Below are 17,461 nucleotides of genomic sequence, written 5' to 3'. Positions count from 1 at the left end.
ACCGGTCGACGGTGCGGAGGCCCTTGTGCCGTTGTTGCGGCGGTCGCGGCCGTTGTGCCGTTGTTGCGGCTGTCGCGGCCCCTTGTGGCGTTGTTACGGGAGCCGGCTCACCTGGTGCCTCGCAGCCTGCGCCACGGGGTGAAGGTGAACACTGCGCCGCCCAGCAGGATCGCCGTGCCGGCGACCAGGCCGAGGGCGCGCAGGGTGCCGTTGTCCTCGGCCCCGGTGGCGGCCAGCCCGCCGGAGGCGGTGCCGCCGGCCGTGGAGGAGGCACCCGTGGAGCCCGAGGTGGCGGAGCCGGAGGCGCCGCCCTCCTGGGCCGCGGTGTCGAGCTCCAGCGACACGGCCGCCGAGCCCTTCACCTTGCACGGGATGCTGATCTTCTGGCCGCCCAGGGTGACGTCGATCGTCAGGGTGCCGGGGCTGAGCGTGGACTTGCCGGACGCGCCGGGCTTGTACGTGCCGGTCATGTCGGCCAGGTCGACCGGCTTGCCCTGCTTCAGCGGTTCGGTGTTGGCGGGCCCGGTGACCTTCACCGAGCCCTTGTCCGCGCCGCCCAGGGCGACGTCCATGGACGGCTTGAGCGCACCGGCGGGCAGGTCGGCCGGGCTGTCCATCACGCCCTTGGCCGTCTTGACCGTGAGGGCGTAGCTCCCGCCGCTCTTCTTGGCGTTGATCGTCACCTTGGAGCCGATGTCAGCCGGCCCCGGGGACTCGCAGCCGAAGCGGACCGCGACCTCCTTGCCGGGGAAGTCGGTCTGTCCGCTGCCGCCGCCGGAGCCCGAGGTGGAGCCGCCGGAGTCGCTGCCGCCCGCGGTCGTACCGCCTGCGGTCGTGCCTCCCGCGGTGGTGCCGCCCGAGGTCGTGGAGCCGGAGGTGGTGCCGCCCGCGGTGGTGGAACCGCTGGTCGAGCCACTCGTGGAGCCGCTCGTCGTACCGCCAGTGGTGGTGGATCCGCCGCCTTCCGTGACCTTGATGGTCGCGCCCGGCTGCACGGCCTCCTTCGGGGTGCACTTGGTGTCCGTGGAGATCGGCTTGGACACGTTGATGTTGTACGCGTCCGGCGTCAGCGTGATCTCACCGGCCTTCTCCAGCTTCAGCGTGCCCTTCATGTCGGACAGCACCATGGCGGTGTTCTTGGGGATCGGCGGGTTCTGCCGGGGCCCTTCCATCTGCACGGTGCCGGTGGCGGCACCGCCCACCTTGAGGGTGCCGGTCGGCTTGACCGTGTCCTTGCCCAGATCGAGCATGTCGGGGTTCCTGGAGGCGGCCTCGACCGTCTTCCACACCACCTCGACGGTGTCCCCGACCTTGGCCTCGGCGGGCGCGGTCAGCTGCACCTTGGTGGTGCCCTGCACGGGGGGCAGCCCCGAAATGGGCGGCGGAATGCACTCCGTCGCGTACGAGACGTCGGCGGCCTGTGCCGGACTCGCGGCCAGCAGCATGCCCGCGCCGCCGAGCATCATCGCGACTCCCGCCGCGACCGTCCTGCGTTGCGTACTCACGAATGTCCCTTCGTCGTCGGTCTGTTCTCTGACGGTGCGGAATCGGGTGTGAACCACGGCAGCGCGGCCGTGGTGGCGGCCGGGCCGTCGATGGGCGCGGCCGCGGGGTCCTCGGCGGACCCCGGCGCACGGCGCGGCTTCGCAGCCTTCGAGGTCTTCGGGGCCTTCGTCGATTTGCCGGTCCCCCGCCGGGGTCGGTGGCGCCGGGCGCGGCCCGGGGCGCGTGAGGAGCGGGGCCGTACCCTGTCGACCACCGCCATGCCGATCCGGAACACGGCGGCCGGCACGACGAGGCACAGCAGGATCCAGAAGAGCGTGACCCCCCAGGGGCGGCCGACCCCCCACGGCTGTTCGGCCAGCACCTTGCCGCCGTACCTGAGCGAGACCTGGTAGTCGCCGTGGGCGCCCGCCGTCAGCTCGACCGGGAGCTTGATCTGCGCCTTGCGGCCGGAGGCGATGGTGCCGCGCCACTGCTGTTCCTCCCACTGCGGGGCGAAGACGCCGTGCGCGGTGCCGACCTCGAAGACCGGGTCCTTGACGGGGGCGGAGCCGAGGTTGCCCACGGTGAGGACGAGCTGCCGGGCGGGCGGGGCGCCGAACCACGTGAGGATCCCGCTCTCGCCCTCCAGCCGGGTGGTGGCGAGCACCGCGAGCCTGCCGCCCCCGGTCTCCTTCGGCAGCGCGGCGAGCGGGTGGCCCGCGACGACGAACACGGCGTCGGCGGCGGCCTGTTCCCCGGTGACGGTGGCGACGTGCACCACACAGGGGCAGGGCACGGGCGGTTCGGCGACCGGCATCTTCTTGCGGAAGGCGCCCTTGGCATCGGTGGTGACGGCCCGGCCCTCGGCGTTGGCGCAGGAGTTGGTGCCGCCGATCACGCCCCGCTCCTGCGTGGACCGTCCGCAGATCAGCATCATCAGCAGTGCGTTCGGGCGCCAGCCGCTGCCCTTCACGGTGATCTCACCGCCCTTGCCCGCCTGCTGCTTGGAGAGGGTGACCACGGGCTTCGCGTCCGCGGCCCTCGTGTCCGCCGCCCCGGCCCCGGGTGCGGAGAGCATCAGCAGGGCGGGCAGCAGGGCCACGAGCAACGCCACGAACGGCGCGGCGAACGGGCTCCTGGCCCCTCGGTGACCGCCGCTGCGGGGTGCTGCCGGTCCGGCCTGTCCAGTCACGATTCCGCTCCCGCCTTCGCCAAGTCCCTGCTCCCTGAGTCCTGTTGACCGCCCGGTGACCCCCCGGGCCGTTCTCCGGCACCGGCACCGATATCGGGATCGGTGCCGGTGTCGGCTCGCTGCTGCCCGCGCCGCGATCGCCTGCGCCGGTACGCGTACGCCCCCGCGCCCGCGCCGGCCAGGACCAGCAGCGCGCCGGCGGTCAGCGGCGCCCACGGGACGAAGACCGCGCGGGCCGTCGCCTCGCCGTGCGCGCCGCCCGCCGCCGTGACGCGCAGCCGTACGGTCGCCGAGTCGAACGCGGGGACGTCCCATGGCTCGGTGAGCCGCAGCCGCTGTCCGGGCCGCACCTCCACCGGCAGGGTGCGGGCCCCGCGCCGCAGCAGCGTCCCGAACACCCCGTCCGCCCGGACGGCGAGCCGGGGGGCGAGGACCGCGTTGCCCCGGTTGACCAGCGTGTAGTGGATGGCCCGCCCGGACACGGTGACGTCCTCCACGGTGAGCGCGGCCAGCGTCGGCCCGCCCACCCGCAGCCGGACCGGTACGCCCACCGTGCGGTCGCCGCCGCGTACGACGATCGCGGCGGGGCGGTCGCCGGGCGTCGCGCCCGTCGGCACCGTGACGGTGAACGGCACATCGGCACGGGTGCGGGCCGGGACAGTCACCTCGGTGGCGGCGGTCCGCAGCCAGCGCCCGGTCCCGGTGGCGCCCCCGCCACCGGGACCGCCGCCCTTCTCGTCGTACGTGTCGGCACCGCTCAGCCGCACGGTGACCGGGGACCGCCCGGAGTTGGTGACGGAGATCCGGTCCTGGAGAACGGTGCCGGGCGGGCCCTCCAGGTAGACGTACGGTCTGCCGCCCGTACCGGAACCGCTCACCGCGGGTTGCGCCGTCCACGAGGCGGCGCCCGTGTGCGGCGTCGTCCGCGGCGCGGCACCGGCCACCGGTGTCATGGCGAGGGCGCACAGCAGTACGGCAAGGGCGAGTCGGGCGGCGTGACCGGTCGGCGACGGCATGGGCGGCTCCCTGGTGCGTGACGGCGGCGGCTGGATCCCGGGCCCCGGGCCGCTCCGGTTCCGGCCCGGTCCGGCAGGAACGGCCCCTATCGGCCCGCGACCCCCTGCCCGCGCCTGGTCAGCCAGAGCACCCCGGCCGCACCGGTCAGCAGCACCGTGCCGCCCAGCGTGCCGAGCGCCACGGCCGAGTCGAGCGGACCGGTCTTCGGCAGCTGTCCGTCGTCCGGGGCGCTCTGCGCGTTGCCCGCGGCCGTCACGTCGAGCTGGAGCGACGGTCCGGGCTTGTTGGTGGGGGTGCAGGTCGTGGTCGTACCGAGCGCCTTGATGGTGAGCACTCCGGCGGTGAAGTCGACCTTGCCGCTCTTCTTCGGGGTGTACGTACCCGACAGGTCACTGATCTTGATGGGGCTGTTGGCGGGTATCGCGGCGGAGTTCGGTGCGCCGGAGACCTGGACCTGGCCGGAGTCCGCGCCGCCCACCTCGATGACCGCGCTGGGGCTCATCGCCCCCTTGCCCAGTTCAACGGGGCTGGAGGAGACGCCCTTCTGGAAGGACATGGTGAGCCGGTAGCCACCCCCGCTCTTGACGCTCTTGATGTCGATGGGCGACACGGCACTCTTGTCGCCGATCGGGGTCTTGCACTTGTAGTCGACGTCCACGACCGTGGCGTGGGCGGCGGGCGCGGCCATCAGCACCACCGTGCCCGCCAGCGCGGACGCCAGCGCGAGAGCTGTTCGCTTCTGGTAGGACACCTGAGTTCCCCTCATGCCGGAAGTCGCCGCACGCCGGTTCGCACCGACGTATTTTTCTGACGACACATCAGATCGGGCGCTCAAGGTACGCCCGGCGCCTTGTGGAGGGAAGACAAAGAGCGCGCCGATCCGGCGCGCTCCTCGGTGCTGCAATCCACGGGGCCGTACACCCCGGGAGGGTCCGGCCGGCCTACGCGGGGGCGGCCAGCTCAGCCCAGACGGTTTTCCCGGACCGGCCGGGCACCCGCAGGACGCCCCAGTCCAGGCAGAGCCGCTGCACGATGAACATGCCGTGCCCGCCGGGCCGCCCGGCCCGGTGCGGGGTGCGCGGCGCGGGCTGTCCCGCGCCCGAGTCGACGACCTCCACCCGCAGCACCTTCGTGGTGCGGGCGATACGCATCTCCTCGGGCCCGTCGGCATGCAGACAGGCGTTGGTGACCAGCTCGGAGACGACCAGCAGGACATCCTCGGCGGCGGCCCGGCCGTCGGCGCTCGACGCGGGGAGCCAGCCCCATTCGTAGAGCGCCTGGCGGGCGAAGTCGCGGGCGGTCGGCACGATGCCGCTGACCCCGCGCAGCGACAGGGTGAGCCACTGCCGCTCGGCCGGCTCGGAGGAGGCCGCACCGGCGCCCTCGTCCGGGTGCGGCTGAACGCCGACGTCCTCCGGCTCGGGGCCGAGGTCGCCCGGCGGATGCTGCCGGGTGGTGCTCATCAGCGCTTCACCTCACCGATTCACCATGTCGCCATCGAACAATTGCATCGAACAGCTACAAGATCGAACAGTTGCAAGTACGGATTCAGATTCTGGTGGTCGCCCACGGCTCCGCCGGATGACTCCTGCCCGGCCGAATCGTGACAACACCCACTTCGTCTACGCGGATCGCGTGACACGGGCAACACCAGGGGCGCCCGGGGCCGCGAAACGCGCCGCGGTCACGTGTCCAGGGCCGCTTCGAGGGAGTCGTGGACGGTGAAGACCGCCTCGGCCCCGGTGATCTCGAAGACCCTCGCCACCACCGGCAGCATTCCGGCCAAATGGACCCCTCCCCCGGCCGCCTCCGCCTTCAGGCGGGCACCGAGCAGCACATTGAGCCCGGTGGAATCACAGAATTCGAGTCCCGAGCAGTCGACCACCAGGCGCACCCGCCCCTGCTCGACCGCGTGCTCCAGGGGCTCCCGCAGCAGATCCGCCGTGTGGTGATCCAACTCACCCACCGGCGTCACTACCTCGCTGCGCCCTTCGGTCCGGACCTCGACATGAAGTCGACCCCGGTTCGCGCTGCCGACCGTCCCGCGGTCCATGCCCGTCCCTCTTCGCCGTTCGTCACTGCCTGCGCCTTCGCGTGCGCAGATGCGTATGTGCTGCCTCTGACGTTCTTGAAACAGTACGCGGTCTGTGCGCCACGCGATACCCGAAGACCTCAACAAACCGGACATATAGCGCCAATTGGAGCTTGTAACTGCCCGTCCGAAGCGGGTAAGGGTAGGAGGACACCCAAAACACGGTCGGCTTCGGAGGCGCCGCTTCACCGCAGGAACACGTATGGGCATCGGCAGCCATATGCCGAGAACGATGGAGGAGACCATGTCACCCCGGCTCGACGGACCGCGTCCCCACAACGCGACGTCAGCATGTCCTCAGGGACTGACCCACTCAGACTCCCCTGCCGCGAGCGCCGAGGACGGCACCCGCAGCAGCACCGGTACCGACACCGGTACCAGCACCACCACGAGCACCACCACAGGCACCATCAGCATCAGCGACACCGACCGCACCGACGGCTCCGGCCACGGCGCGAGTGACGGTCTCGAAGGACTTCCCGAGATCCCGCCCTACGACGAAGTGGGGCCGCTGGACGCCAGGGCACTGTCGAAGACGCTCTTCGATCGGCTCGAATCCCTCGAAGAGGGCACCCACGAGTACTCGTACGTCCGCAACACGCTCGTCGAACTGAACCTGGCCCTGGTCAGGTTCGCCGCCTCCCGGTTCCGCTCCCGCAGCGAGCCGATGGAGGACATCGTCCAGGTCGGCACCATCGGCCTGATCAAGGCGATCGACCGCTTCGAGCTCAGCCGGGGCGTGGAGTTCCCGACGTTCGCGATGCCGACCATCGTCGGCGAGATAAAGCGCTTCTTCCGCGACACCAGCTGGTCCGTGCGCGTCCCGCGCCGGCTCCAGGAACTGCGGCTCGACCTGGCCAAGGCGGGCGACGAGCTCGCCCAGCGACTGGACCGATCGCCCACCGTGGGCGAGCTCGCCGACCGCCTCGGCATCACCCGCGACGAGGTCGTCGAGGGCATGGCCGCGAGCAACGCGTACACCGCGAGCTCGCTGGACGCCAAGCCCGAGGAGGACGAGCACGAAGGCGCGCTGGCGGACCGCATCGGCTACGAGGACCACGGACTCGAAGGCATCGAGTACGTCGAGTCCCTGAAGCCGCTGATCGCCTCGCTGCCACGCCGCGACCGCACGATCCTCTCGCTACGGTTCGTCGCCAACATGACGCAGTCGGAGATCGGCGAGGAGCTGGGCATCTCCCAGATGCATGTGTCGAGGCTGCTCTCCCGCACCCTGGTCAAGCTGCGCAAGGGGCTGACCCTGGAGGAGTGAGCGGGCGCGCCGCCTCATGGAAGGACCCGCCTCGTCAGGAGGCGGGTCCTTCCGCGTGTTTGAGCGTGGCCTACGGCTACGGCTACGGCTACGGCTCTGCGGCTACGGCCGCGGCCACGGCTCTACGACTGCGGCTCCCTGACGACGCGTTCGCCCCGCCGCCAGACCGTGTGGACCAGCGGGACGCCCGGCCGGTAGGCGAGGTGGACGTGGCTGGGGGCGTCGAGGAGGGCCAGGTCGGCGCGGGCGCCGGGGGCGATGCGGCCGATGTCCGTACGGCGCAGGGCCGCGGCGCCGCCCGCGGTGGCGGACCAGATGGCCTCGTCCGGCGTCATGCCCATGTCGCGTACGGCGAGGGCGATGCAGAAGGGCATGGAGGACGTGAACGACGAGCCCGGGTTGCAGTCCGTGGAGAGGGCGACGGTGGCGCCCGCGTCGAGAATGCGGCGGGCGTCCGGCCAGGTGGCGCGGGTGGAGAACTCGGCGCCGGGGAGCAGGGTGGCGACGGTGTTGCCCTGGGCCAGGGCGTCGACGTCGGCGTCGGTGAGGTGGGTGCAGTGGTCGGCGGACGCGGCGTCGAGTTCGACGGCCAGCTGAACGCCGGGGCCGTGGCCGAGCTGGTTGGCGTGGACGCGGGGGAGCAGGCCCTTCGCCATGCCCGCGGTCAGGATCGTGCGGGCCTGGTCGCCGTCGAAGGCGCCCTTCTCGCAGAAGACGTCGATCCAACGGGCGTACGGGGCACAGGCGTCGAGCATCGGCCCGGTGACCAGGTCGACGTAGCCGGCCGGGTCGTCGGCGTAGTCCGGGGAGACGACGTGGGCGCCGAGGTAGGTGACCTCCTCGGTGTGCCGGGCGGCGATGCGCAGGGCACGGGCCTCGTCCTCGACGGTGAGGCCGTAGCCAGACTTGGTCTCGAAGGTGGTGGTGCCCTGGCGCAGCGCCTCGGCGAGGTAGCGGGCGACGTTGGCGGAGAGCTCTTCGTCGGTGGCCGCGCGGGTGGCGGCGACCGTGGTCCTGATGCCGCCCGCGCTGTAGGCGTGGCCGGACATCCGGGCGTTGAACTCCTCGGTGCGGTCGCCCGCGAACACGAGGTGGGAGTGGGAGTCGACGAAGCCGGGGATCATCGCCCGGCCGCCCGCGTCGACGGCGTTGTCGGTGGCGGGTGCTTTGCTTGATTCACCGGTCCAGACGATCCGGTCGCCCTCGATGACGACGGCCGCGTCCCGGATCGTGCCCAGGGGAGAATCCGCGCACAGGGAGGGGTCGTTGGTGACCAGACTGGCGATGTTGGTGATGGCGGTCGTCGTCATCGGGGTGTTGCTCTCCTTACTGGGTTCCGGCGTCAGCCGTGCAGGGCTGCCATGGCCGAGGCGAGTGCTGCGGGTACGTCCTCGACAAGTGCGTGCTGCCCGTCGCGGACAAGGTGTCGGCCTGCCACGACCGTGTGCCGCACATCGGCGGCGGAGGCGGCGAATACGACTGCTTCGGCAGCCAGTCGGGGCACCGGCCCCACTGTTCTGACGGAGTCCAGGGCGACGGTCGCCAGGTCCGCGGGGGCGCCGGGTTCGATGACGCCCGCCTCGGGCCGGCCGAGCGCCGCGTGTCCGTCGACGGTGGCGGCACGCAGCAGGGCGGCCGCCGTCCAGTGGCCGCGCGCCCGGGTACGCAGGCGCTCGTCGAGCTCCATCGCGCGGGCCTCCTCGAAGAGGTCGATCACGGCATGGCTGTCGCTGCCGAGGGAGAGCGGCGAGCCGGCCCGCTGGAGGGCGACGGCGGGGCCGATTCCGTCGGCGAGGTCGCGTTCGGTGGTGGGGCACATGCAGGTGCCGGTCGCCGAGGAGCCCAGGAGCGCGATGTCCTCGGCGGTGAGGTGGGTGTTGTGGATGCTGGTGGTGCGCGGGCCGAGGACGCCGTGGTCGGCGAGGAGCCGGGTGGGGGTGCGGCCGTGGGCGGCGAGGCAGGCGTCGTTCTCCGCGGTCTGCTCGGAGAGGTGGACATGGAGCGGGGCCTGCCGCTCCTCGGCCCAGGCGGCCACGGTGGCGAGCTGCGCGGCGGGCACGGCGCGCACGGAGTGGATGGCGGCGCCGATCAGGGCGTGGTCGGAGCCCTTGAGGAGACCGGCGCGTTCGGCCCAGGCGTCCGCGGTGGTGTCGGAGAAGCGCAGCTGGTGCCGGTCGGGCTGCTGGTACTGGGTGGGGCGCCTGCCGAATCCGGCGGAGAGATAGGCGGTGTCCAGCAGGGTGATCCGGATCCCGGCCTCGCCCGCGGCCGCGATCAGGGCCTCGCCCATCGCGTTCGGGTTGTCGTACGGGGTGCCGCCCGGCGCGTGGTGCAGATAGTGGAATTCGCCGACCGCGGTGATGCCCGCCAGCGCCATTTCGGCGTACACGGCACGGGCCAGTTCGAAGTACGAGTCGGGGGTGAGCCGGGAGGCGACCTGGTACATGGTCTCGCGCCAGGTCCAGAAGGTGCCGGAGCCCACCTGGACGGTGGAGCGCAGGGCGCGGTGGAAGGCGTGCGAGTGGGTGTTGGCGAGCCCGGGGACGGTGAGCCCGCGCAGCACGGTGGCGCCCGGCGGCGGGGTGGCGACGCCGGTGCGGACGCCCGCGATCAGTCCTCCGGAGACGTCCAGGGCGACGCCCGGCTCGACATGGGTGCCGAGCCAGGCGTGGGACAACCAGTACGTCACGGTGGCGGGCCTGCCCGCCGGCTCCGTTGTCAGCTGCACGCGAGACCTTCCAGTACGTCGGCGAGTGCGACCACCCCGGCCACGCAGTCGTCCTCGGCCGCGTGTTCGGCCGGCGAGTGCGAGACCCCGGTGGGGTTCCGGACGAACAGCATGGCGGTCGGCACCGAAGCGGACAAAATACCCGCGTCGTGTCCGGCGCCGGTCCCGAGGACGGGTACGGCACGACCGGCGTCGCCCCGGCCCGCGAGGATCTTGCCGAGCTCGTCGCGCAGGGTGTGCTCGAACTCCACGACGGGCGAGAAGGACTCCCGTACGACGTCGACGTCGATACCGGCCCGCTCGGCGTGTTCCCGGGCGGCCCGTTCGATGCCGGTGACCACGGCGTCCAGGCGGTCCTGGTCGGCGGCGCGGGAGTCGAGCCAGCCCCGGACGAGGGAGGGGATGGCGTTGACGCCGTTGGGCTCGACGGCGACCTTGCCGAAGGTGGCGAGGGCCCCGGCCAGCTCCGCCTCCCGGCGGGCGGCGAGCACGGTCTCGGCGTACGTGAGCATCGGGTCGCGGCGGTCGGCGAGCCGGGTGGTGCCCGCGTGGTTGGCCTCGCCCCGGAAGTCGAACCGCCAGCGTCCGTGCGGCCAGATCGCGGAGGCGATGCCGACCGGGTCGCCGCCGAGGTCGAGGGCGCGCCCCTGTTCGACGTGGAGCTCGACGAACGCGCCGATGCGGGCGAGCCGTTCGGGGTCCGGGCCGATGGTGTCGGGGTCGTACCCGGCCGCCTCCATGGCCTGCGGCAGTGTGATGCCCTGGTCGTCGCGGAGCCGGTGCGCCGCCTCGACGGTCAGCCGTCCGGCGGCGAGCTGGGAGCCGACGCAGGCGAGCCCGAAGCGGGCCCCCTCCTCGTCGCCGAAGCTGCTGATGGCCAGCGGCCGGGTGAACTCCACTCCCCTGCGGCGGAGTTCGTCGAGCGCGGCGAAGGAGGAGACCACGCCGAGCGGCCCGTCGAAGGCGCCGCCGTCCGGTACGGAGTCGAGATGCGAGCCGGTGACGACGGCGTCCCCGGCCAGGGGGTCACCGAGCCAGGCCCACTGGTTGCCGTTCCGGTCCACCTCGTAGGTGAGCCCGCGCGCCTCGGCCTGCGCCCGGAACCAGGCCCGGCAGTCGACGTCGGCCCCGGTCCAGGCGTAACGCCGGTAGCCGCCGCTGCCCCGGTTCCGGCCGATGGGCAGGAGCTCCCGCCACATGGCCTGGAACGAGGACGAACCGCTGTGGCCGCCGGCGTCGGCGCGGGCGCCTGAGTCGGCCGTGTTCCCGGTCCTGATCCCGGCCCCGGTCCTGATCCCGTTCCCGTCCCCGGTCGGAAGGTTCACTGGCCGTCCTCCGTCATCGGAACGCGCACGCCCTTGTCCGCGGCGACGGACTCCGCGATGTCGTACCCGGCGTCGACGTGCCGGATGACGCCCATGCCCGGGTCGTTGGTGAGCACCCGGCGGATCTTCTCGCCCGCCAGCTTCGTACCGTCTGCGACGGTCACCTGCCCGGCGTGGATGGAGCGGCCCATGCCCACGCCGCCGCCGTGGTGGATGGAGACCCACGAGGCGCCGGACGCCACGTTGACCATGGCGTTGAGCAGCGGCCAGTCGGCGATCGCGTCGGATCCGTCGAGCATGGCCTCGGTCTCCCGGTACGGGGAGGCCACGGAGCCGCAGTCCAGGTGGTCGCGCCCGATGGCCAGCGGGGCGGCCAGCTCACCGCTCGCCACCATGTCGTTGAACCGCTCACCGGCCCGGTCGCGCTCGCCGTAGCCGAGCCAGCAGATCCGGGCGGGCAGCCCCTGGAAGTGGACGCGCTCGCCGGCCATCCTGATCCAGCGGTGCAGCGACTCGTTCTCCGGGAAGAGCTCCAGCATCGCCTTGTCGGTCCTGTGGATGTCGGAGGCCTCACCCGACAGGGCCGCCCAGCGGAACGGGCCCTTGCCCTCGCAGAACAGCGGCCGGATGTACGCGGGCACGAAGCCGGGGAAGTCGAACGCCCGGTCGTAGCCCGCGAGCCGGGCCTCGCCGCGGATGGAGTTGCCGTAGTCGAAGACCTCGGCCCCGGCGTCCATGAAGCCGACCATCGCCTCGACGTGCTTGGCCATCGACTCCCGGGCGCGCTGCGTGAAGTCGGCGGGCTTCTCGGCGGCGTACGAGGCCATGTCGTCGAAGTCGAGACCGAGCGGGAGGTACGACAGCGGGTCGTGCGCGCTGGTCTGGTCGGTGACGATGTCGATCGGGGCGCCCTCGACGAGCATCCGGGGCAGCAGCTCCGCCGCGTTGCCGAGCAGGCCGATGGAGAGCGGACGGCGGGCGTCCCGCGCCTCGGTGGCCAGCTGGAGCGCGTGCTCCAGGGAGTCGGCGCGCACGTCCAGGTAGCGGTGCTCGATCCGGCGCTCGATGGCGCGCGGGTCGCAGTCGATGCAGATCGCGACGCCGTCGTTCATGGTCACGGCGAGCGGCTGGGCGCCGCCCATGCCGCCGAGTCCGGCGGTCAGGGTGATCGTGCCGGCGAGGGTGCCGTTGAACTTCTTGGCCGCCACCGCCGCGAACGTCTCGTACGTGCCCTGGAGGATGCCCTGCGTGCCGATGTAGATCCACGATCCGGCGGTCATCTGGCCGTACATGGTGAGCCCGAGCGCCTCCAGGCGGCGGAACTCCTCCCAGTTCGCCCAGTCGCCGACCAGGTTGGAGTTGGCGATCAGGACGCGCGGCGCCCACTCGTGCGTCTGCATGACGCCGACCGGGCGGCCGGACTGGACGAGCATCGTCTCGTCCTGCTTGAGCGTCCGCAGCGTGCGCACCATCGCGTCGAAGGAGCGCCAGTCGCGGGCCGCCTTGCCGGTGCCGCCGTAGACGACGAGCTTGTCGGGGTGCTCGGCGACCTCGGGGTCGAGGTTGTTCTGGAGCATGCGCAGGGCGGCCTCCTGCTGCCATCCCAGGGCGCTGAGTTCCGTACCGCGCGGTGCCCGAACTGGGCGGGGTCCTGCCATGGCAATGCCTCCTCGCGACTGTAAGTCCTCTATTCACATCCTGAATGCCTGAATACTCGTAGTCAACAGCCCCGCGCCGTCGCACGGGGACGGACGCCCGGCGCTCACCCCGCACACGGGTCGCCCGGCGCCCTCGACACGCGCCCTCCGTACGCCTCCGTGCACCAGGGCATGTGCCCCTGGGAGGTGCCTGAACCCCTGTCCAGGGAAAGCACGTTGCGTAGCCTCGTGGTCACACTCGCACACCGAGCCGGCAGGGGTGTCCGTATGCCCCGGCCGCTGCGCCGCACCGGCTCGCAGACGCATGGGAGGCCCCTGTGATCCGAGCACTCAGGCTGCGCGCCGGGACGAAACCGCCGATGGCGCCCGACGCGGAAGCCGAAGCGCAGGCGCGGGACGTCCTGGCCGAGCTACGGCGATTACGGACCCGGGTCCCGCTCCTGTCCGGCGCCCTGGTCGCCGGCACCGACGGGCTCGTCCTGGCCCACGACACCCCGGACGTGGAGCCGGAGCGCGTCGGCGCGCTGACCGCGGCCGCGCTCGGCGTCGCGACGCGGATGGCGGAGGCGACCGGCCGGGGCGGCTTCGGTGAACTTCTCGTACGGGGCGAGTCCGGCTGCGTCGCGTCGTACGCCGCAGGGCCCTCGGCCGTCCTCACGCTGCTGGCCGAGGACCGGGTCGACGTCGGGGCACTCCACATCGAGGGCCGCCTCGCGGGCGCCCGCATCGGCGAGCTGATCGACGCCGCATCGCGCCGCGCCGCCCGACCGGCACCCCCGTCCCTCACCTCCCAGCAACGACCCCGGTCACAGCCCCCGCAACCGTCCCAGCAGCAACTCCCGCACCCCGGCCCGCAGCCGCCCCGCTCCTGACGGCGGGCGGATTCAGCGCCGGCGCCGCGCCCCGCCGGGCGCGGCGTCGCCCGCCATCGGCCCGGTCGACCGGTACCCCTTGACCTGCTTGCCCGCGGGCCGCCCGCGCTCCACCCAGTCGGTCCGCACCCAGTACAGGGCGTCGTCCCGCTCCTCGCGCCGCCCGATCCGGACGGCCTTGAGCCAGAGCCCGGCGCCCGCCCCGGCGAGCACCAGCCCACCGGCCCCGGGCAGCAGGAACGCGCTGGCCACCGCCACGAGGAACGCGCCGAGCAGCCACCACCGGTGCCCGCGCCGCCAGTTGCGTACGGTCACGGCGCGGTCCTGGAGGAAGTCGGACCGCCCGGCACGCGTGGCGCCCCCGGCCAGCTCCGCGTACCGGCCGCCGCGCGCGAACGCCACCACCGCCGTCGTGATCAGGAAGAGCGCGGCCCCGGACAGCAGGCCGATCCGGCGCCCGGTGAGCCCCGGCACCAGCGCGCCGATCGCCGCTGCCAGCAGCCCCGGCCACCACAGCGGTGCGGCACCGGCCCGTACGATCACGGCCACCCTCGCCAACGACTGCGCTCCGCGTCCCACGTCCGTACCCCTCTCCGCAGCTCCTGGTGAGCCGCCAACTCCTGATGAGCCCGTCAGCTCCTGGTGAGCCTTCCGGCCCGGAGGTTAGTGGCCGTAGATGAGCGGTGCCTGAGAATCGGCGAAGCCGCGGCGGTCACCCCGCCGCGCGCCCCTCGGCCCGTGATCCCCACCAGTCCGTTGCCGCCCCCGGCGCAGTGGAACCGGCCGGCGCAGCAGCGCGCCCAGCCGTCGGACTCCGTGCCGGTCAGGGTCAGCCGCCCCCACCTGTCGCCCACCGGGGCGTTCCCGCCCAGCCGCAGCCCGAGCGCGGGCACGGCCACGCCCGAGGCCGGTTCCGACAGCCGCACCGTCTCCGGGAGCACCAGGAGTACCTCGTCGGCCGGGTGCCCGAACAGATCGACCCCGTCCCACACGGCAGCGGCCGCACTCGGCCCCGACGCCGGGCGCACCCGCTCCACCTCGACCCGTGCGAGCCCGTCGGCCGCGTCCGGGCCGCCACCGGCCATGGTCAGCCGGATCCCGTCGAACTCGGCCACGGTGTTCCATCCGGGCTGGAAGAGGCAGCCGCCGAGCCACGCGTCGTGGGCATGGCGGAGTTCGGAGTAGTCCTTGATCATCAACGACCCGCACTGCCGCCCCAGGTGGACCCGGTCCGCGGACGCGGTCAGCAGGTCATGGGCGGCATCGGCGCTCGTTCCGAACCGCAGCACCCCGCCCCCGCACGGCAGTGCCACACCGATTCCCGGCAGCAGCTCCAGCATCGCGCCATTGTCCCCGGCCCGGCCGGACGGCAGCCCCGGGCCCGTCACTCCACGAACAGCCCCCGCGCCGCCCTCGCGTCGAACTCCTCCAGCCATGCCTGCGCGTCGGGCAGGTCGTCGCACATCGCCTCCAGCAGCACCCGCCCCAGCAGCATCGGCGCGCACGCCGTGTCGAAGGCGAGCCCGGTGCCGACGGCGGCCGGGATCAGCAGATCGCTGTACTTGGCGACGGGCGCGAACGCGGAGTCCGCCACCGACACGACGGTCATCCCCTGCTCCTGCGCGTACGCGAGCGCGTCCACGACCTCCTTCGGGTGCCGGGGCAGCGCGAAGCAGATCAGCGCGGAGCCACCCGCCCGGCGTGCGGCGTCGATCCGGTCGCGCAGCATGCTGCCGCCCTCGTCGAGCACCCGGACATCGGGGTGGACCTTGGCCGCGAAGTAACCGAAGCCGCGCGCCTGCGAGGAGGCGGCCCGCAGCCCGAGCACCAGCAGCGGCCGCGAGGCCGCCAGCAGCCTGCCCGCCCGCTCGACGGGCCCGGGGTCGGCGAGCAGTTCGGCCAGGTGCCGCAGATTCTCGATCTCGCCGAGCACCGCCTGCTGGTACTCGTTGTACACGTCGTCCCCGCCCCCGGCCACGGACACGGGCTCGGCGGGTGCGACCTCCCGCAGGTGCTTGCGGAGCGCCGGGTAGCCGTCGAAGCCGAGCGCCACGGCGAACCGGGTGACGGACGGCTGGCTGACCCCGGCGAGCTCGGCCAGCTCCACGCTCGACAGGAACGGGACGTCCCCGGCCCTGCGCACCATCGAGTGCGCGATGCGCCGCTGGGTGGGTGTGAGCCGGCGCCCCTCGAAGAGCTGCTGCAACCGCGCAGCCGGGCTGCTCCCGCTCATGCTGTCCCCTCGGTGGATTCCGGCGCACCGCGATCCGGCGCCGACAAATCCATTCAGCCAGCAAGGTGTCTGCATGTCCATATGCAGCCGGGGCGGTCGGCCACGCGGGACACCCGGTCCGAGGAGCCGCCCGGCCCAAGGACCGACCCGAAGCCCGACCCGAAGCCCGACCCAAAGAGGGGGGTTAGCCCCACTGCCCGCGACGCCCGCGATTCGTACCGTAAAGGTCATGAAAGCCCGTGACCCCGAGCTCAGGAACGAGCTCGATGCCGCCCTGCATGCCCGTAGTGAGCTGGGTTCGGAGTACGAGCCCGCGCTCGTGGAGTCTTTTCTGGAGAAGGTCGAGCAGCAGCTCGACAGCACTCTCGACCGCCAGGTCCGGCGCCATCTCGCCGAACAGCGGGTGAGCGCCGCCAGGGGTGCGCGCCCGTCGCAGCCCCTGGGGAATTTCGGCGAGCGCTACGGCTTCGGGATCATCTCGCTGGTCCTGGCCGTACCGCTGTCGGCGATCGCTGCCGGGGCCGCCCACACCGGAGGCCTGATCGTCGCCTGGCTCGGGATCGTCGCGGTCAACGCCGTGCACGCGGCCCGCAACTGGCCGTGGTTCTCGCACGGCCCCGGCCGTACGGGCTCCGACTGGGAGGACTGACGGCCGGGAGGACCGACGGCTGGGGGAACTGACGGCCGGGGGCTCGGAACCGCCCCGGGAATCCACCGCCCTACGCCTGGCGGGTGGGCTGCACGACCAGCTGGCGCAGGTTGATGTGGCGCGCCCGGCTGGTCGCGTAGGCGATCAGGTCGGCGATCTCGTCGCTGGAGAGCCCGCCGAGCGCGTCGAACATGCCGTCGAGCTGGCCGCTCAGCTCGGCGTTGTCGACGTGGCCGGCCAGCTCCGTGTCCGTGAGGCCCGGCTCGATGTTCGTGACGCGGACGTCACGCGGCCCGAACTCGGTGCGCAGCGACGTGGACAGGTACGTCAGCGCCGCCTTCGTCGCCCCGTACACGGCGTAGTTGGGGAACATGATGTGCGCGCCGATGGACGAGATGTTGACCAGGTCCGCGGTGCGGCCCTCGGCGGCCGCCGCCACCAGGTCGGCCGTGAAGGCCCGGATGATCCGCAGGGCGCCCGTCACATTGGTGTCGATCATCCGCTGCCACTCGTCGGTCCGGCCCTCGTCCACCGGGTTCGGCAGCATCACACCGGCCGCGTTGACCACCAGGTCCACCTGGCCGAAGGTGCTGTGCACCAGCTCGGCCGCGGCGTCGACGGACGCCTGGTCGGTGACGTCGGTGGCGACGGCGAGCGCCTCGCCGCCCGCCTCCTTGATCGCGGCGGCCAGCTCCTCCAGCCGCTCCGCGCGCCGGGCCAGCAGGGCGACCCTGACTCCCTGGGCGGCGAGCAGCCGGGCGGTCGCGCTGCCCATGCCGCTGGCGGCTCCGGTGATGACGGCGGTGCGGCCTGCGAGAGTCGTGTACGACATGTCCGTGCTCCTTGTGCGCCTTGCGGCCCGGGGCGTTTCCCCGGCCTGGTTCCACTCTGCGGGGCCGCCGACGGGTTACCCAGGGGGACGCTGTTCCTGGGTCTGCCA

General features: G+C 72.7%; 17 protein-coding genes. 3 read left to right on the top strand and 14 right to left on the bottom strand.

The window, feature by feature from the left end:
• Positions 1–107: 107 nt before the first annotated feature.
• From OG842_RS23785 to OG842_RS23760, 6 genes are all read right to left on the bottom strand, one after another.
• Entirely contained in the window at positions 108–1,463 is a 1,356-nt protein-coding gene (locus tag OG842_RS23785; RefSeq protein ID WP_328512676.1) for a hypothetical protein, read from the bottom strand.
• A gap of 38 nt (positions 1,464–1,501) precedes the next feature.
• Positions 1,502–2,677, bottom strand: coding sequence for a hypothetical protein (locus tag OG842_RS23780; protein WP_443063999.1), 1,176 nt, complete (start codon positions 2,675–2,677; stop codon positions 1,502–1,504).
• Positions 2,674–3,693 carry a hypothetical protein gene (locus OG842_RS23775; protein ID WP_401878098.1) on the bottom strand — a complete coding sequence of 340 codons (1,020 nt, stop codon included), beginning with the start codon at positions 3,691–3,693 and terminating at the stop codon, positions 2,674–2,676. The genes OG842_RS23780 and OG842_RS23775 overlap by 4 nt, the downstream gene beginning before the upstream one ends.
• An 86-nt stretch (positions 3,694–3,779) precedes the next feature.
• Positions 3,780–4,445, bottom strand: a complete 666-nt coding sequence (locus OG842_RS23770; RefSeq protein ID WP_328512453.1) for a peptidase — start codon at positions 4,443–4,445, stop codon at positions 3,780–3,782.
• 190 nt (positions 4,446–4,635) lie between these two features.
• Positions 4,636–5,157, bottom strand: coding sequence for an ATP-binding protein (locus OG842_RS23765; protein ID WP_266732407.1), 522 nt, complete (start codon positions 5,155–5,157; stop codon positions 4,636–4,638).
• Positions 5,158–5,378: 221 nt separating this feature from the next.
• Complete coding sequence (locus tag OG842_RS23760) at positions 5,379–5,747, bottom strand: STAS domain-containing protein (RefSeq protein ID WP_266732405.1); 369 nt, start codon at positions 5,745–5,747, stop codon at positions 5,379–5,381.
• A 283-nt stretch (positions 5,748–6,030) separates the two neighbouring features.
• Here OG842_RS23760 and OG842_RS23755 point away from each other — a divergent pair, with 283 nt between their 5' ends.
• A complete protein-coding gene (locus OG842_RS23755; RefSeq protein WP_266732403.1) occupies positions 6,031–7,056 on the top strand; it encodes an RNA polymerase sigma factor SigF in 1,026 nt (341 codons plus the stop codon).
• 122 nt (positions 7,057–7,178) lie between these two features.
• Here the strand turns inward: OG842_RS23755 and hutI are convergent, their stop codons facing one another.
• From hutI to hutU, 4 genes are all read right to left on the bottom strand, one after another.
• A complete protein-coding gene (hutI, locus tag OG842_RS23750; RefSeq protein WP_266732401.1) occupies positions 7,179–8,366 on the bottom strand; it encodes an imidazolonepropionase in 1,188 nt (395 codons plus the stop codon).
• Positions 8,367–8,398: 32 nt separating this feature from the next.
• The gene (locus tag OG842_RS23745) at positions 8,399–9,784 is read right to left on the bottom strand and encodes a formimidoylglutamate deiminase (protein WP_328512452.1); all 1,386 of its coding nucleotides are present in this window, start codon (positions 9,782–9,784) and stop codon (positions 8,399–8,401) included.
• A complete protein-coding gene (locus OG842_RS23740) occupies positions 9,775–10,983 on the bottom strand; it encodes an allantoate amidohydrolase (protein WP_266733781.1) in 1,209 nt (402 codons plus the stop codon). The genes OG842_RS23745 and OG842_RS23740 overlap by 10 nt, the downstream gene beginning before the upstream one ends.
• A gap of 122 nt (positions 10,984–11,105) precedes the next feature.
• Positions 11,106–12,767, bottom strand: coding sequence for a urocanate hydratase (hutU, locus tag OG842_RS23735; RefSeq protein WP_266732397.1), 1,662 nt, complete (start codon positions 12,765–12,767; stop codon positions 11,106–11,108).
• Positions 12,768–13,126: 359 nt separating this feature from the next.
• Between hutU and OG842_RS23730 the strand changes: the two genes are divergently transcribed.
• The gene (locus OG842_RS23730; protein WP_266733780.1) at positions 13,127–13,639 is read left to right on the top strand and encodes a roadblock/LC7 domain-containing protein; all 513 of its coding nucleotides are present in this window, start codon (positions 13,127–13,129) and stop codon (positions 13,637–13,639) included.
• Positions 13,640–13,651: 12 nt separating this feature from the next.
• Here OG842_RS23730 and OG842_RS23725 read toward each other — a convergent pair whose 3' ends face one another.
• From OG842_RS23725 to OG842_RS23715, 3 genes are read right to left on the bottom strand one after another with little or no spacing between them, the layout of a single operon-like run.
• Entirely contained in the window at positions 13,652–14,218 is a 567-nt protein-coding gene (locus OG842_RS23725) for a hypothetical protein (protein WP_266732396.1), read from the bottom strand.
• A 53-nt stretch (positions 14,219–14,271) separates the two neighbouring features.
• Positions 14,272–14,979: a hypothetical protein gene (locus OG842_RS23720; RefSeq protein WP_266732394.1), complete on the bottom strand. Its 708-nt coding sequence runs from the start codon at positions 14,977–14,979 to the stop codon at positions 14,272–14,274.
• Positions 14,980–15,023: 44 nt separating this feature from the next.
• Entirely contained in the window at positions 15,024–15,872 is an 849-nt protein-coding gene (locus OG842_RS23715) for a MurR/RpiR family transcriptional regulator (RefSeq protein WP_266732392.1), read from the bottom strand.
• 229 nt (positions 15,873–16,101) lie between these two features.
• Between OG842_RS23715 and OG842_RS23710 the strand changes: the two genes are divergently transcribed.
• The gene (locus tag OG842_RS23710) at positions 16,102–16,521 is read left to right on the top strand and encodes a hypothetical protein (protein ID WP_266732391.1); all 420 of its coding nucleotides are present in this window, start codon (positions 16,102–16,104) and stop codon (positions 16,519–16,521) included.
• 70 nt (positions 16,522–16,591) lie between these two features.
• Here the strand turns inward: OG842_RS23710 and OG842_RS23705 are convergent, their stop codons facing one another.
• Positions 16,592–17,353: an SDR family oxidoreductase gene (locus OG842_RS23705; protein ID WP_266732390.1), complete on the bottom strand. Its 762-nt coding sequence runs from the start codon at positions 17,351–17,353 to the stop codon at positions 16,592–16,594.
• Positions 17,354–17,461 lie beyond the last annotated feature (108 nt).

Source organism: Streptomyces sp. NBC_00376 (assembly GCF_036077095.1).
Taxonomy (GTDB): domain Bacteria; phylum Actinomycetota; class Actinomycetes; order Streptomycetales; family Streptomycetaceae; genus Streptomyces.
Note: the sequence above shows the minus strand (reverse complement) of the source record. Positions and strands in the feature narration are given on the sequence as shown.